The organism is Gelidibacter algens (assembly GCF_001678675.1).
GTDB classification, from domain to species: Bacteria; Bacteroidota; Bacteroidia; order Flavobacteriales; family Flavobacteriaceae; genus Gelidibacter; species Gelidibacter algens.
Window position 1 is genome coordinate 33,431 of record NZ_LZRN01000015.1, and the last position, 14,812, is coordinate 48,242.

General features: G+C 38.1%; 14 protein-coding genes and 1 pseudogene. 11 read left to right on the forward strand and 4 right to left on the reverse strand.

Annotation, left to right across the window (positions count from 1 at the left end; translation table 11 throughout):
- Positions 1–68: 68 nt before the first annotated feature.
- Positions 69–1,358 carry a tetratricopeptide repeat protein gene (locus tag A9996_RS09110; RefSeq protein ID WP_066433622.1) on the forward strand — a complete coding sequence of 430 codons (1,290 nt, stop codon included), beginning with the start codon at positions 69–71 and terminating at the stop codon, positions 1,356–1,358.
- Positions 1,359–1,684: 326 nt separating this feature from the next.
- On the opposite strand, the gene A9996_RS19875 is transcribed toward A9996_RS09110, so the two are convergent.
- From A9996_RS19875 to A9996_RS09125, 4 genes are all read right to left on the reverse strand, one after another.
- On the reverse strand, positions 1,685–1,828 hold the full coding sequence (locus tag A9996_RS19875; RefSeq protein WP_157487201.1) for a hypothetical protein: 144 nt from the start codon (positions 1,826–1,828) through the stop codon (positions 1,685–1,687).
- A 275-nt stretch (positions 1,829–2,103) separates the two neighbouring features.
- The gene (locus A9996_RS09115; RefSeq protein ID WP_066433460.1) at positions 2,104–2,919 is read right to left on the reverse strand and encodes an anti-sigma factor; all 816 of its coding nucleotides are present in this window, start codon (positions 2,917–2,919) and stop codon (positions 2,104–2,106) included.
- Position 2,920: 1 nt separating this feature from the next.
- Positions 2,921–3,451 carry an RNA polymerase sigma factor gene (locus tag A9996_RS09120; protein ID WP_066433467.1) on the reverse strand — a complete coding sequence of 177 codons (531 nt, stop codon included), beginning with the start codon at positions 3,449–3,451 and terminating at the stop codon, positions 2,921–2,923.
- A 96-nt stretch (positions 3,452–3,547) separates the two neighbouring features.
- On the reverse strand, positions 3,548–4,129 hold the full coding sequence (locus A9996_RS09125) for a superoxide dismutase family protein (protein ID WP_066433470.1): 582 nt from the start codon (positions 4,127–4,129) through the stop codon (positions 3,548–3,550).
- A gap of 204 nt (positions 4,130–4,333) precedes the next feature.
- Between A9996_RS09125 and hemN the strand changes: the two are divergent.
- The 10 genes and pseudogenes from hemN to nosZ all read left to right on the forward strand — a co-directional run bounded on the left by hemN (position 4,334) and on the right by nosZ (position 14,683).
- A pseudogene (gene hemN / locus A9996_RS09130) lies at positions 4,334–5,699 on the forward strand (oxygen-independent coproporphyrinogen III oxidase).
- A 113-nt stretch (positions 5,700–5,812) separates the two neighbouring features.
- A complete protein-coding gene (locus A9996_RS20950) occupies positions 5,813–6,079 on the forward strand; it encodes a universal stress protein (protein ID WP_346210595.1) in 267 nt (88 codons plus the stop codon).
- 1 nt (position 6,080) lies between these two features.
- A complete protein-coding gene (locus tag A9996_RS09135) occupies positions 6,081–6,644 on the forward strand; it encodes a universal stress protein (RefSeq protein ID WP_346210596.1) in 564 nt (187 codons plus the stop codon).
- Between the two features lie 150 nt (positions 6,645–6,794).
- Positions 6,795–8,240, forward strand: a complete 1,446-nt coding sequence (nirK, locus tag A9996_RS09140) for a copper-containing nitrite reductase (protein WP_066433472.1) — start codon at positions 6,795–6,797, stop codon at positions 8,238–8,240.
- A gap of 237 nt (positions 8,241–8,477) precedes the next feature.
- The gene (locus tag A9996_RS09145; protein WP_066433475.1) at positions 8,478–9,257 is read left to right on the forward strand and encodes a formylglycine-generating enzyme family protein; all 780 of its coding nucleotides are present in this window, start codon (positions 8,478–8,480) and stop codon (positions 9,255–9,257) included.
- A 2-nt stretch (positions 9,258–9,259) separates the two neighbouring features.
- Positions 9,260–9,970 (forward strand): SCO family protein, encoded by a 711-nt coding sequence (locus tag A9996_RS09150; RefSeq protein ID WP_066433483.1) that lies wholly within the window; start codon positions 9,260–9,262, stop codon positions 9,968–9,970.
- Positions 9,971–10,041: 71 nt separating this feature from the next.
- Entirely contained in the window at positions 10,042–11,295 is a 1,254-nt protein-coding gene (locus tag A9996_RS09155; RefSeq protein ID WP_066433493.1) for an alginate export family protein, read from the forward strand.
- 322 nt (positions 11,296–11,617) lie between these two features.
- Entirely contained in the window at positions 11,618–12,109 is a 492-nt protein-coding gene (locus A9996_RS09160) for a c-type cytochrome (RefSeq protein ID WP_066433496.1), read from the forward strand.
- A 10-nt stretch (positions 12,110–12,119) separates the two neighbouring features.
- Positions 12,120–12,692 (forward strand): fasciclin domain-containing protein, encoded by a 573-nt coding sequence (locus A9996_RS09165; protein WP_066433500.1) that lies wholly within the window; start codon positions 12,120–12,122, stop codon positions 12,690–12,692.
- A gap of 29 nt (positions 12,693–12,721) precedes the next feature.
- On the forward strand, positions 12,722–14,683 hold the full coding sequence (nosZ, locus tag A9996_RS09170; protein ID WP_066433504.1) for a Sec-dependent nitrous-oxide reductase: 1,962 nt from the start codon (positions 12,722–12,724) through the stop codon (positions 14,681–14,683).
- The last annotated feature ends 129 nt before the right edge of the window (positions 14,684–14,812 follow it).

Here is a 14,812-nt window from a genome sequence, read left to right on the forward strand (position 1 = left end):
TGAAATGCTATTTCAGGGTTTTTTTACAAAAGACAAAAAACACAAGAAAAACTCAAAACAACAACCTCATGAACTCAACATATATCTTAGCAATTTGCTCTATGGTTATATTAAGTAGTTGCAACACATCATCCAAAAAAGTCACGGATACCTCAGATTACAATAGGTATTTGGACCTTGCCGACAATAAAAATATGATGGATGCCCAAAAGGATTTCGACTTTTGGACTACAAAAGCAGAAGAGGCTTATAACCCCTATTCTTACTCAAGTCAAATTGCAAACACCTATGCTACAATGTTTGCCGCAACAGGAAAAATAGACTATTTAAAATTGGCCGAAAAAAACCTTATAGAGCTTAATGAAGTAAACAATTACAAATCTTCCGGAGCATTAAAAAGCTTAGCCGCCAACTATATCTCACAGCATAAATTCAAAGAAGCCCTTCAGCTGTTGACAACAGCCGAATTGAATGGTGATAATCTTGAAGGCACTCAAAAAATGCTATTTGATGTGCATTTAGAATTAGGGAACTATAAATTGGCGAAGTCATATCTTGAAGGTTTTGAAAACATGTCAGATTTTGATTATCTGATCAGATTGGCCAAATGGAGTGACCACCAAGGAAATTTGGATGCTGCCATTACCTATCTGGAAAAAGCTAAAGCGGTTGCAGAATCTTCCAACCTAAAAGGCGTTAAACAATGGGCTTATACCAATTTGGCTGATTTTTATGGTCATGCCGGTAGAATCAATGATTCCTACAATCATTTTTTGATGGCTTTGGAACTTGACCCGAACGATGCTTACGCTAAGAAAGGAATCGCTTGGATTATTTATTCCCATGAAAAAAATCCTGATGAAGCTTTACGTATCCTCAATACGGTGATGAAAGATTATCATGCGCCAGATTATTATTTATTGAAAGCTCAAATTTATGAGTTTAAAGGCGACATGGCAGCCAAAGCTGAACAGCTTGCATTATATAACAATGCGGTAAAAAATGAAGCTTATGGAGACATGTACAATTACTATAATGTGCAATTGTACACTCAAGAAAACCAGAATTTACAAGAGGCGATTGCCATTGCTAAGATCGAAGTTGATAATAGGCCTACACCACATTCTTATGATTTGCTGGCCTGGTCTTATTTTAAAAACGGTCAGTTAAAAGAGGCATTGGCGCTAACCAAAAAATATGTTTTGGAACAAACCTCAGAGCCCATGGCGATATACCACAGCGCAGAAATTTTAAAAGCTGCAGGAGATCTCGAAAAAGTAAAAGAGCTCAAGCCAGATTTAGTGTCAAGTGCTTATGAATTGGGCCCAATCATGGCGAAAAAAGTGAGCCAACTTTAAAACTGATCTTCTAGGAGTAAACGTTCAGAATAGGCAACACGCTTTGCAGTGGAAATCCAATTGACACCAAGCAACCCTTTTTTGGTATAGACACTTGTGCCTATAAAATTTTAGGCCAACGATTATTTAATACTGTTAATTTGAGAGCATTAATAGTAACACTAACAAAGATGAGCGCTGCTCATTTTTGTAAAGAGACCACAAGGTGTTGTGGTTGTTTTTTAGAGTTTTTTGTTTGTGGAAAGTGCTTAACTATAGCAATATGGTTAGGTGCTTTCCTGTTTTAAAGAGGTTTTATAGTTAATTGTGTTACCTTCTAAAGTTGCCTATGTTGCTTTGGCGGTGAGGAAAAATATGCTGGAAGCAACTAAAAAACCCGAAATGAGACTGGCAGCGTCATTCTCTAATGCGAAATAAAGCGCAATTCCTGAACACCATAATACCAATCCTATAATTCTTTTTTTAGTCATGTGGTTAAGTTGAAACCGAGTGTCCAAAAGTTATTAGATTGTGGCCAGGATCTAACATGGAGGATTCTTTTTTCCATGTAAACTCTCCAGAAATCACAATATGTCAATATGAATAAAAATAAAAAAAATAATCAAGTCTTCTTGAACCATTTTAGGTTCTATAATACTTATCTCAAACGTCATGAGAACATGGCGTCTATCCGCACCTAAAAAATTTTACGCACAAAAAAGCACCAACAATACGTTGGTGCTAGTGATATCAAAACAAAAAAAGCTTATGGTGCCGAAGCTGCAACAACCCCTAAAGTGTACAATTGTTCCATGGTTGGGGTTTCGCTGCCGCCCGCTGGTTCTAAAGTAATCCCAAAGGCCTCACTATCATTAGCGTTGGCAATGGCAAAGATTTTATTATCATCGGCATTAAAATCATCAATAGTACCCAAACTGGTAGGTGTTAAAGGGTTTAGTTTTAGTGACCAAACTTGGTACACCTTCCCTTCAGGAGCCTCCGGTAATCCTTGGGCATCTAAATAAATGCTGTTGTCGTTCTTGTTCCAATATACTTTGGCGTACGTGTTTGCAAAATCACCCTGACCTCCTAAAGGCACAGAGATGATGTTCTTATCTCGTAAGATGTTCAACAAATTTTTGGTAGCGGCAAGATCTGTTTTGGAGTTGGCAATTTGCGCTTCCAAATAGGCGTTTTCTATGCCAGCAGTAGTTAAATTAGACTCTAAGGTATTATTCTGTATGACTGTCCAAAATAATCCTGCACCAATAACAAGGGCTGCTGCCCAACCTGAGTACGTCAACCAATTGTATTTAGGTTTGGCAATGGAAACTACTTTGGTTTCTGTGTCTGATGTTTTAGTGTTTAATTGGCGCTGTATTTTTTCAAATAATCCGTTAGTGGTTTGGCGAGAGGTCGCGGCGGTTAACTTAATAATAGCAGCTTCTATCTCCAAAACTTCCTGAAGTACTTCTGGATGCTGACGCATAAGCTCATACACTTCTTTGTTTTCGTTTGCTGAAAGCGCACCTGCAACGTATAGCTCTAAAATTCCAGATTCTATGTAAGCGGTTATATTCATGTTATTTGAGTACAATAGTTCTTAATTCCTTAATGCAATTTCTGTTCCGTGTTTTAATGGTGCCAATAGGCATATCAAGAGTTTCTGAAGCTTCCTTTTGGGTATAGCCTTTAAAGTATAAAAGCTCAATAACTTCTATACATTTTTTGGCAAGCTGGCTCACAAATTTTTTGATACCTATAGCATCCGTTTTATCATCTAAACTGTCACTGTGTTGCAAAATATCTACGAAATAATCAGCGTCGAGGTTTTTTTTGGAGTTCTTAAAAGCCTTGGATCGCGTTTTGTCAATTGCCGCATTTCTGGCAATGTTCAAGATCCAGGTAAAAAACCTTCCTTTCTCTGCCGAGTAGCTACTGGCATTATTCCAAGCTTTTATAAAAACGTCCTGCATTACTTCTTCTGCAATATCATGATCTCTCACAATATTGTAAATAACACCCTGCATACTTTTGCCGTACATAGTATAGAGTTCTTCAAAAGCCTTTTCGTCCTTATTCTGAAATTTTGAGATCAATAATTCTAATTGCATCTTATTTTTTTTGATGTGCCAAAAGTAGTTAATATATGGAAAGAAAAAAAGCCGCTTCAAAAGCGGCTTCGATTTATTAAAATGTTCAATGTAGACTTATTGGATAATGCCACCACAACTTATGCGGCCTCCAGCATCACCTGTTGGCTGTGTGGTAAAATCATCAATACCTTCATGTATAATAATTCCTTTTCCTACGATATCATTGTTAGAATCTCCACAACCAATACACCACTCATCAGTGGTCATAGTAATGGTGCCGTTACCGTTGGCGTCAGCCATAAAATTACCTATATCTCCTTTATGGTAGCCTTCTGAACTTCCCCATTTGCCATGTGGCTGGTTGGTTGGGTTCCAATGGCCTCCTGCAGAAGTGCCGTCATCTGCTGAACAATCTGCTTTTTCGTGAAGATGGATCGCGTGCTCACCTTCCTTAAGTCCGCTAACTACAACAACCATTGTCACAACACCGTCTTCTTCAGTAAATACAGCGTTGCCTTCTACGTTACTGCCACTTTTCGATTCTAAGTCGACTTGTATTTTCTTGGTTTCGACGGTCTTCGTTTCCATTGGCATTTCTTCGTTCATATCTGAATTGGCTTCCTTCTTGTCATCTTTACAAGAGGTGGACATGCCTAAGGCCACAATAGCAATAAGCATAATTGATAATCTTTTCATGGGTTATGGTTTTAATGTTAAAATATTAAAGTTAGTTTTAATTAAGAGGAATGCAAGCGTCTGAATAGAAAATAAAGAATCTTACCAAACTGTCTACCCCTCTTAGAATTTTAAAATTAATTTAAAACGCCCTTAATACATGACTTATATCATATTATTTATAGCGTATTTAAGATAATTTTGGCTTAAAATTAAGCAACTACAATGATGAGGTCTCTAACTGATAAATACAATGTAGCCGGTCCCAGATATACGAGCTATCCTACGGTTCCATATTGGGATACGACAACATTTACAATGAATAAATGGAAAGATTCACTTCTTAAAGCATTTGAAGAAAGCAATGAGGTAGAAGGTTTAAGCCTCTATATCCACTTGCCGTTTTGCGAGAGTCTGTGTACCTTTTGCGGGTGTCATAAGCGCATCACAAAGCAGCACAGTGTTGAAATTCCGTATATAAATGCCTTAATAAAAGAGTGGGATCTCTATTGTGATCTGCTGCCTTCAAGGCCAAAAATCAAAGAATTGCATTTGGGCGGTGGTACACCCACTTTTTTTTCTTCCTGAAAATTTAAATTTGCTGATCAATAGTCTTTTAAGACGTGCCACCCTGGCCAAGGACTATGAGTTTAGTTTTGAAGGGCATCCCAACAATACCACAGAAGAACACTTACAAACATTTTATGACCTCGGTTTTAGACGGGTCAGTTTTGGCGTGCAGGATTATAATGAAGACGTTCAAAAAGCCATTCACAGAATTCAGCCTTTTGAGAATGTGAAACGCGTAACAGAGCAGGCCAAATTTATTGGGTATACTTCTGTAAGCCATGATATTATTTTCGGATTGCCATTTCAAACCGAAGCACATGTGAGAGAGACCATCGCTAAAACAAAATCGCTGAAACCTGATAGAATTGCTTTTTACAGCTATGCTCATGTGCCTTGGATAAAAGGAAATGGGCAACGCGGCTTTGATGAAAGCAATTTGCCTTCCGGTACTTCCAAGCGTCAGCAATACGAATTGGGGAAAACATTACTCTCTGAAGCAGGGTACCATGAAATTGGAATGGACCATTTTGCACTGGCGTCAGATTCTCTGTACCAATCTATGGGAAATAAAACCCTCCACCGCAATTTTATGGGCTATACCGCTTCAAAGACTAGGGGAATGATTGGTTTGGGCGTTTCCTCTATTAGTGATAGCTGGTACGGATTTGCACAAAACGTCAAAAACATTGAAGAATATTACCACTTGGTAGGCGAAGGGATTATTCCAGTTGTAAAAGGGCATATCCTAAATTCTGAAGACTTGATCATTAGGCAGCACATTCTTAATTTAATGTGTCAATTTGAGACCTCATGGGATGATAACGGACTCTTTTTTGAAGAACTACCAGAAGTACTTAGTGGTTTGGAAGAAATGGAAAGTGATGGTTTGTTAATACGCAATCGCACAAAATTGACCGTTACAGAAGAAGGCAAGCCCTTTGTAAGAAACATCTGTATGGCTTTCGATTTGCTTTTGAGACGCAAACAGCCACAAACCCAATTGTTCTCAATGACGGTATAATGGGACCACAATATTAATTAAATGGTAATCATGAGCTTTCTTTTGTATGTTTGCCTATATATCAGTACCTTTTTTTTAGAATTAATAACTACTACTAATTAAAACCTACTACTATGGATAAAATAATTGTACCAATTGATTTTTCAAAATATTCTGAGTATGCTCTTGAAGCAGCCGCTATTTTGGCAAAACAGAATAATGCAGAAATCTTGGCCTTGCACATGTTAGAAATGTCTGATGCACTGTTGACAGCAACTGATGACGGACAGAAACCGAAAGCTTTGTTCTTTCTAAAACTTGCCGAACAAAAATTTGAAGAATTCTTAAACAAGGATTATCTGGAAGGACTTAAAAATTACTCCCATTGTCAAACATTTTAAGGTGTTTAGTGAGGTGAGTGAAGTAGCAGAAGAACATAATGCCGATTTGATAATCATGGGATCTCATGGTGTTAGCGGTTTTACGGAGGTTTTTGTAGGCTCCAATACTGAAAAGGTGGTGCGCCATTCAAAAATACCTGTCTTGGTGATTAAGCAAAAACCCGGAAATCTCAACTTTGAGACCGTTGTTTTTGCGTCAGATTTTTCAGATGAAAGCGTTAGTGCATACATTAAAGCTTCAAAAATCTTGCAGGATTCCTCCAAAATTCATCTCTTATATGTCAATGTATCTGGTGAGAATTTTAAGAGCACCGCAGAAATGGAACAACAAGTTGCCAATTTCTTAATGAAGGCCGATGGCAATATGAACCAATTGAATAATGTACACTACGTATCAGATTATTCCATTGAAAAGGGAATTCTCAATTTTTCAAACCTTGTGGGGGCAGATTTGATCATGATGCCCACCCATGGCAGAAAAGGCTTGGCACACTTTTTTGAGGGCAGCATCTCTGAAGATTTGGCAAACCACGCCAACTTACCCGTCATGACCTTTAAAATTTAATATAATCTTATTTGTAAACTAGCAGGCTGAACCGAGGTTCAGCTTCTTTTTGACTTTTTTTAAATTAGGACAAAAAAGTCCTAAATATGATAATTGTCATATATTATTTTATTTGATCTCGCTAATTTTGACCTATAAACAATTTACAACATGAAATCACAACCACTATTAAAATCAGTCTCACTGCTGTCATTATTATTAATGTTCAGTTGTTTTGATGACAAGAAAACCGAATATGCCTCAGCTGAAGAAATTCCAGTCAGTCGAGAGATGATTGCAGAATTAACGGCGCCCCCTCACGTGCCAACACCAGTTGGGAAGCGTAAAGCCAAAAAACTAATTGTAAAAATGGAAATCCTAGAACAGGTAGGAGAAATGACTGATGGTGTCGACTATGTGTATTGGACATTTGGAGGATCAGTTCCTGGTAGTTTTATCAGAGCTCGTGTAGGAGATGAAATTGAATTCCATTTACAAAATCACCCAGATAATAAATTACCACATAATATTGACTTGCATGCCGTAAATGGACCAGGTGGTGGTGCAGAATCTTCTTTTGTTGCTCCAGGTCACGAAAAAGTATTCTCATTTAAAGTGTTGAATCCTGGTTTATACGTTTACCATTGTGCTACAGCTCCTGTAGGGATGCATATTGCTAACGGAATGTATGGCCTAATTTTAATTGAGCCAGAAGGTGGTTTAGCTCCTGTAGATAAGGAATATTACGTAATGCAAGGTGATTTCTACACTAAAGGTGCCAATGGAGAACGTGGATTACAGCCATTTGACATGCAGAAAGCAGTAGATGAACATGCAGATTATGTTGTATTTAATGGTAAAGTTGGGGCTTTAACCGGAGACGGTGCCTTAACAGCTAAAGTTGGAGAAACTGTCAGATTATTTGTCGGTAATGGTGGACCCGGTTTGGTATCGTCCTTTCACGTCATCGGTGAAATTTTCGACAAAGTTTATGTGGAAGGTGGCGATTTGGTGAATACCAACGTTCAAACTACCTTGATTCCTGCTGGAGGCGCGGCCATAGTTGAATTTAAGGTTGAAGTGCCAGGAACATTTATTCTAGTGGATCACTCTATTTTTAGAGCCTTTAATAAAGGTGCTTTAGGTATGTTGAAAGTAGAAGGAGAAAAAGATAAGAAAATATTTTCTGGAGAGTTGATGGATAATATCTATGTCCCTGAAGGTCCTGGGATCCAAACAATGCCTACTACAGATGAAATTAAAGAATCTGATATACCTGCAAAATCGTTCGCTGAGCAAATGGAATATGGAAAGCAAATTTACGGTCAAACCTGTATTGCTTGTCACCAAGCAGAAGGACAAGGTATTGCAAATGCATTCCCTCCTTTGGCAAAGTCAGATTATCTAAATGCTAATGTTGACAGAGCTATTGGCGCTGTACTTCACGGCTTAACAGGTGAAATTACAGTTAATGGCGTGAAATACAACAGTATCATGACCAAACAAATGATCTCTCAAGAAGAAGTAGCCAACGTGTTGACGTATGTATACAACAGTTGGGGCAACAACAAAACAGTGGTTACACCTGCAATGGTCAAAAAAGTGAGTGGCAAATAATCATAATTATGGAAATTTAAGTTGAAGTTGAAATTGAATTTGAAATCGAATTTGAAATTGAAGATGAGATTGAACTTGAAACCATAAATTAGAAGCTAGAAGCTAGAAGCTAGAAGCTAGAAGCTAGAAGCTAGAAGCTAGAAGTTGGAACCTAGAAGTTGGAAGCTAGAAGTTGGAAGCTAGAAGCTAGAGGCTAGAAACTAAAAACAACAAATTATTAATTAAAAACATCCAATAATGCGTACTAAAATCTTCAGATTGCCCATTGTTTTGATTCTTTTCCATATGTTTAGTTATGGACAGTCTGAAGGCATGGTGCGTATAGAAGGCGCACGTTATATTCCGTTATACGGAAGGGATTCCACTGTAGTTGAAGTCAAAGATTTTGATTTGGATGTGTATCCTGTAACCAATAGCGAGTATCTCGATTTTGTCAGGGAATATCCAAAATGGCAAAAATCTAAAGCCAAAGCAATCTTTGCAGATGCTACCTATTTAAGAAACTGGAAAAATGATCTTGAGCTTAAAGATGGCGAATTGCTCAACAGTCCGGTTACCTATGTGAGTTGGTTTGCGGCAAAAGCCTATTGCGACTGTCAGGGCAAACGTTTGCCAACTATGGATGAATGGGAATATGCCGCCATGGCCGATGAAACCGTCAAGGATGCACGCATAAAAAAATCTTACAACCAACAAATTTTGTCATGGTACGAAGCGCCACGATCCAATGAAAATAAGATTGGAGAAAACCCGAAAAATTACTGGGGTGTCTATGACTTACATGGCTTGGTCTGGGAATGGACCTCTGATTTTAACTCAGTATTACTTTCCGGAGAGTCTCGTAAAGACAATGAGAAAGATAACAATCTCTTCTGCGGAAGCGCTTCTCTCGGAGCTACAGATTTGATGAATTATGCAGCATTTATGCGCTATGCCTTTAGAGGCAGCATCAAAGCGAATTACGCCATCAAAAATCTCGGCTTTCGTTGTGCGACAGACGCTGAAAACACTAAATAATCATGAAAAAAATATTTTTTATACTCTGCAGCATTCTCTTGATCTCATTCAGTGCCTGTAAAAAAAACACCTCCAAAGACACAGCACTTTACCAATGCCCAATGGCATGTGAAGGCGATAAAACCTATGAAGAGCCTGGAAGTTGTCCGGTTTGTAATATGGATTTAGAAGCTGTTGAAACGGTAACGGAAACGGAAATGTCTTCTGATGTGATTTCGGAAACCTCGATTTTTAATCTGACCTCAACCTGGACCACCCAAAATGGAGAGGACCTTCAACTTGAAGAGCTTAAAGGCGATGTCTTGGTGATGGTCATGATCTATACCTCATGCAAAGCGGCCTGTCCAAGATTGGTGGCCGATATGCGAAACATTGAAGCGCAACTGCCTAAAGATGGCAAAGACCATCTAAAGATGGTTTTCGTGAGTATCGATCCCAAAACCGATTCACCAGAACGGTTAAAAGCTTTTGCTGAAGAAAATGTTATGGATACAGCGCCTTGGTTATTTTTACGTTCTTCTGAAGACAATACGAGAGAGTTTGCAGCCGTAATGGCCGTGAATTATAAGAAAATTTCACCATTGGATTTTTCACATTCCAACATTATCAGTGTGTTTAATCAAGATGGGGAGATGGTATTTCAACAAGAAGGGCTTGGGGTTAATTCTGATGCCACGGTGGAGCATATCAAAAAAGCAATTGCAAGTAAATAACTTCCCAATCTTCAATCGCATCAACGTCAAAATCAAAACCTGTATAGGTTGATCCTTTAAAATCAAAAACCATGAAAAAAATAATCAGTTTAGCATGTCTCGGCATTTTGGGTCACACAGCCTTTGCCCAAGAATTTGACATCAATCTCGAATTGAAACCACGTTTTGAATACCGTCACGGTTTTAAAACCTTAATTCCAGATAATGTTGATGCCGCCACTTTTGTATCCCAACGCTCGCGTCTTAACTTCAATTATGGCAGCGAACAACTGAATGCGTATATTTCTTTGCAAAATGTTAGGGTTTGGGGAGACGTCAACACCTTGTCTGCCAGTGATGCAAATGGAACGGCTATCCATGAAGCTTGGGCATCTTTCCGTTTGGATTCGCTACTTAGCTTTAAAATGGGACGTCAGGAAATTATTTATGATGATTCGCGGATTTTTGGAAATGTAGATTGGGCACAAACAGGACGAAGCCATGATGCTTTTATTGCCACTTACCAACCTAATGCCAAAAACAGATTGGATGTGGGGCTCGCTTTAAATGAAGAAGATGAAACCCTTTTTAAAACGGATTATGATGTCAATAACTACAAGGCATTTCAATATGCGTGGTACCATACAAAATTTGATGATCTAAATTTGAGTCTTTTAGCGCTAAATACAGGATTTACCTTTGATAAAGATGGCGATCAAGAAGTGGATTATAACCAAACTTATGGTGCTTTTTTAAATTTTGGAAAGAATAAGTTGAAAGCAGATGCATCCGTCTACTTTCAAACAGGACAAATTGCTGATAGAGACTTGAGTGCCTATAATTTGGCGGGAAATCTGCATTATCAAGTAGCATCAAACTTTAATGTGGGCATAGGAGCAGAGTACTTATCCGGTACAGATATGAATACAACAGATTCAGATATTAAAGCATTCAATCCGCTGTTTGGTACCAATCATAAATTCAACGGTTGGATGGATTATTTTTATGTGGGCAACCATATTAATTCTGTCGGATTATTGGATGTCAATCTTCCTATAAAATATCAAAAGGAAAAATTGACCTTGCAACTCGTCCCACATGTGTTTTCATCTGCAGCAACAGTTGTAGACAATTTGGGCAATGAAAAAGACAATTATTTAGGCACCGAAATTGATTTCTCCTTGGGCTATAAAATTGCAGATACTATTGATTTCCAGTTGGGCTATTCTCAAATGTTTGCTACAGGAACTATGGAAGTTTTGAAAGGTGGTAACAAAGACAACACTACGAATTGGGGCTGGGCCATGTTTGTGTTTAAACCAAAATTGTTCACGTACAGTAAATAAGACCTTTTGTCGGAAATTTTATACTGAAAATTTCGATCAAGTCATGACATCATCCTTCGAGAAATTATGGTAATAATCTTCTTGAAGGATTTTTTGTTTCTAACAATCTGCAGACAAGGATTCCAATAAGGATTTCGTTGATGATGTGTCATTTTTTGTCAAATCTATTAAATAGGACAATATTATCCTAAATATGATTTTTATCATATATTTTGAAATGCTTAAGGTTTAAATTTGTTAAATAAAACTAAAAAATAGGCACAGTGCTCTATTAAACAAGCATCTAGCTCAAATTTTATTCGCAAACTTAAACTATCAAGAAATGAAAAAAACACTAAAAATTTTAATGATACTAGCAGTATCATTGGTTGTGGGTTGTGGTGATGGAGAAAAAAAGACCACAGATCCATACCAAAAAAGCACACCTGAAAAGCAACCTACTAAAGTTGAAAACAAAGTAGCTGCATCTGAAAGAGTAGATCTTACCAACAAAGGTGTTGGGCCCATTACGTCCGTAACGCTTGCTCCAGAAATTGACCAAAAGATGGTCGCTCACGGGAAAGACGTTTATGAAAAAATGTGTACCGCATGTCATAAAGTTGACAAAAAGTACATTGGACCATCTCCCACAGGAATTTTGAATCGCAGAACACCAGAATGGGTGATGAACATGATTCTAAATCCCGAAGTAATGATTCAAGAAGATCCTCTTGCAAGAGAATTGTTGATGGAATTTAATGGGGCGCCAATGGCCAACCAAAATCTCACCGAAGAAGAGGCGAGAGCTATATTGGAGTATTTCAGAACCTTATAATAACTAACATATGAAAACCAACCTTAAACTTTTAAGCCTTGCTGTTTTTGTAGTGACTTTTATGTCCTGCAAGGATACTCAAGAGAATAAAATCGACACAGAAACCGATGTTGTTGAAACAACGAATAGTGAAAGACAAGGTCAAGCCTTTATTGAAGGTGACGTTGGCAAACCCAACGTTTTGCAAATTGCTATGGGTTCAGAAGATCACACCACCTTGGTGGCTGCAGTTCAAGCCGCACAATTGGAGAATTCCTTGGTAAATGCGGGTCCTTTAATGGTATTTGCGCCAACCAATGCAGCGTTTGACGCCTTACCTGAAGGTACCGTGCTGAATTTATTGAAACCAGAAAACAAGAATGCTTTGGCTGATATCTTGAAATACCACGTAACGCCTGGTAACTATTCTAAAGAATTTTTAATGAAATTCAAAAAATTAGGACAAGCCAATAATCAGGATGTGCAGATAGAAATTGTAGATGGAGAGCCAATGATAGGTGGCGCAAAGATACTGGCTAGTGTGCCTGCAGGTAATGGCATTGTACACATTATTGATAAGGTATTACTACCTCCAAAAGAATAATAATTGACACTAACATAAATTTATAAATAATGAAAAATATTTTAAAAACAACTGTTGCCCTGGTAACTATTTTGGTCGCTTTTACGAGTTGTAATAATTCGGGCAAATCAAATGGTCAATCGGGCGCTTTGGCAAGTAATGTTGCTGAAAAGGTATATGTGGCACCAGGCGAGTACGATTCGCATTATGCATTCATGTCAGGTGGGTATAGTGGTAACATTACCGTTTATGGACTACCTTCAGGACGAATGTTTAAGGAGATTCCGGTTTTCTCTCAATTCCCAACAAATGGCTATGGCTATTCTGAAGAGACAAAACCAATGTTAGAAACGTCTTATGGTTTTGTACCTTGGGACGATTCACATCATCCTGACATTTCACAAACTAATGGAGAGTTAGATGGCCGTTGGATTTTTATCAACGGAAACAACACGCCGCGTATTGCTAGAATTAGTTTGACAACGTTTGAAACTGAAGAAATTATTGAAGTTCCAAATAGTGCTGGTAACCACAGTTCCTCTTTTATTACAGAGAATACTGAATATGTGGTTGCAGGAACACGTTTTTCTGTTCCAGTGCCACAAAAGGATATGCCTATTAAAGACTACAAAGGAAACTTCAAAGGGGCTTTATCCTTTATCTCTGTTGATCCAGAACATGGGCATATGGACATCAAATTCCAAATATTAATGCCAGGTTTTAATTATGACTTGTCGCACCCTGGACGTGGAAAATCTCACGGTTGGTTCTTCTTTACCACATACAATACAGAAGAAGCAAACAGTTTGTTAGAGGTGAACGCCTCCCAAAATGATAAAGATTTTATTGCAGCGATCAACTGGAAAAAAATTGAAGAGTACGTCAATAATGGTGGTGGTACCATGATGCCAGCTAATTATGCGCACAACTTATATGATGAGGCTACGCATATGGCTACATCTACTATGAAAAAAGAAGTACGTGTGGTGAATCCTGCAGAAGTTCCAGGAGCTATTTATTTATTGCCAACGCCTAAATCGCCTCATGGTTGTGACGTAGATCCAACTGGAGAATATATTGTGGGTAATGGTAAATTATCGGCTAACTTAACCGTACACTCCTTTACCAAAATGTTAGATGCTATTGAGAAGAAGAAATTTGATGGCGATGCTTACGGTATTCCAATCTTAAAATTTGAAGACGTCTTGGCAGGTTCTGTAGAGCAACCAGGGTTAGGACCGTTACATACAGAGTTTGATGGTGAAGGAAATGCTTATACCACCTTCTTTATTTCTTCTGAAGTTGTAAAATGGAAATTAGGTACTTGGGAAGTGTTAGATAGAAAACCAACATACTATTCTGTAGGTCACTTAACAATTCCTGGAGGAAACTCTCGTAAGCCTTTCGGTAAATACATGTTTGCCATGAATAAAATAACAAAAGATCGTTATTTGCCAGTAGGTCCAGAAATGGAGCATTCTGCACAATTGTATGATATTTCAGGTGATAAAATGGAATTGCTTTTAGATTTCCCAACGCATGGTGAGCCGCATTATGCAGCTGCAATTCCAGCCGAGATAATCATGAAGAATTCCAGAAAAATTTACAGATTAGCTGAAAATGAACATCCTCGAAAAGCATTGAGTGATGCGGATACCAAAGTGGTTCGTGAAGGTAAGAATGTACACATTTACATGACCACGATCCGTAGTCACTTCTCACCAGATAATATTGAAGGTGTTAAAGTAGGTGATAAAGTATTTTTCCACGTCACCAACTTGGAGCAGGATTTTGATGTCCCTCACGGTTTTGCTGTGATTGGCGCTAATACAGCTGAATTGTTGGTCATGCCAGGTCAAACCCGAACCTTGACTTGGGAACCAAAACAAGTAGGTGTGTGGCCATTTTACTGTACAGATTTCTGTTCTGCATTACATCAAGAGATGCAAGGGTACGTTCGTGTATCACCAGCAGACTCTAACTTGGAATTATCTTGGTCTTTGGGTGATTAATTTTAGACTATATAATATTAGGGAGATTTTGTTTAGTGTTTATTTTCCTATGAAAGGCGAGGGTTGTTTTTTTTCGCTCTCGCCTTTCTTTATTTAAAACACTCGTAACTTTTCAATAAGTACTTAATT

Excerpts from the sequence above, each read along its gene's own strand:
- A9996_RS09110 (WP_066433622.1), top strand. The coding sequence starts at position 69 with ATGAACTCAACATATATCTTAGCAATTTGCTCTATGGTTATATTAAGT.
- A9996_RS19875 (WP_157487201.1), bottom strand. The coding sequence starts at position 1,828 with ATGACTAAAAAAAGAATTATAGGATTGGTATTATGGTGTTCAGGAATT.
- A9996_RS09115 (WP_066433460.1), bottom strand. The coding sequence starts at position 2,919 with ATGAATATAACCGCTTACATAGAATCTGGAATTTTAGAGCTATACGTT.
- A9996_RS09120 (WP_066433467.1), bottom strand. The coding sequence starts at position 3,451 with ATGCAATTAGAATTATTGATCTCAAAATTTCAGAATAAGGACGAAAAG.
- A9996_RS09125 (WP_066433470.1), bottom strand. The coding sequence starts at position 4,129 with ATGAAAAGATTATCAATTATGCTTATTGCTATTGTGGCCTTAGGCATG.
- A9996_RS20950 (WP_346210595.1), top strand. The coding sequence starts at position 5,813 with ATGGATAAAATAATTGTACCAATTGATTTTTCAAAATATTCTGAGTAT.
- nirK (WP_066433472.1), top strand. The coding sequence starts at position 6,795 with ATGAAATCACAACCACTATTAAAATCAGTCTCACTGCTGTCATTATTA.
- A9996_RS09145 (WP_066433475.1), top strand. The coding sequence starts at position 8,478 with ATGCGTACTAAAATCTTCAGATTGCCCATTGTTTTGATTCTTTTCCAT.
- A9996_RS09150 (WP_066433483.1), top strand. The coding sequence starts at position 9,260 with ATGAAAAAAATATTTTTTATACTCTGCAGCATTCTCTTGATCTCATTC.
- A9996_RS09155 (WP_066433493.1), top strand. The coding sequence starts at position 10,042 with ATGAAAAAAATAATCAGTTTAGCATGTCTCGGCATTTTGGGTCACACA.
- A9996_RS09160 (WP_066433496.1), top strand. The coding sequence starts at position 11,618 with ATGAAAAAAACACTAAAAATTTTAATGATACTAGCAGTATCATTGGTT.
- A9996_RS09165 (WP_066433500.1), top strand. The coding sequence starts at position 12,120 with ATGAAAACCAACCTTAAACTTTTAAGCCTTGCTGTTTTTGTAGTGACT.
- nosZ (WP_066433504.1), top strand. The coding sequence starts at position 12,722 with ATGAAAAATATTTTAAAAACAACTGTTGCCCTGGTAACTATTTTGGTC.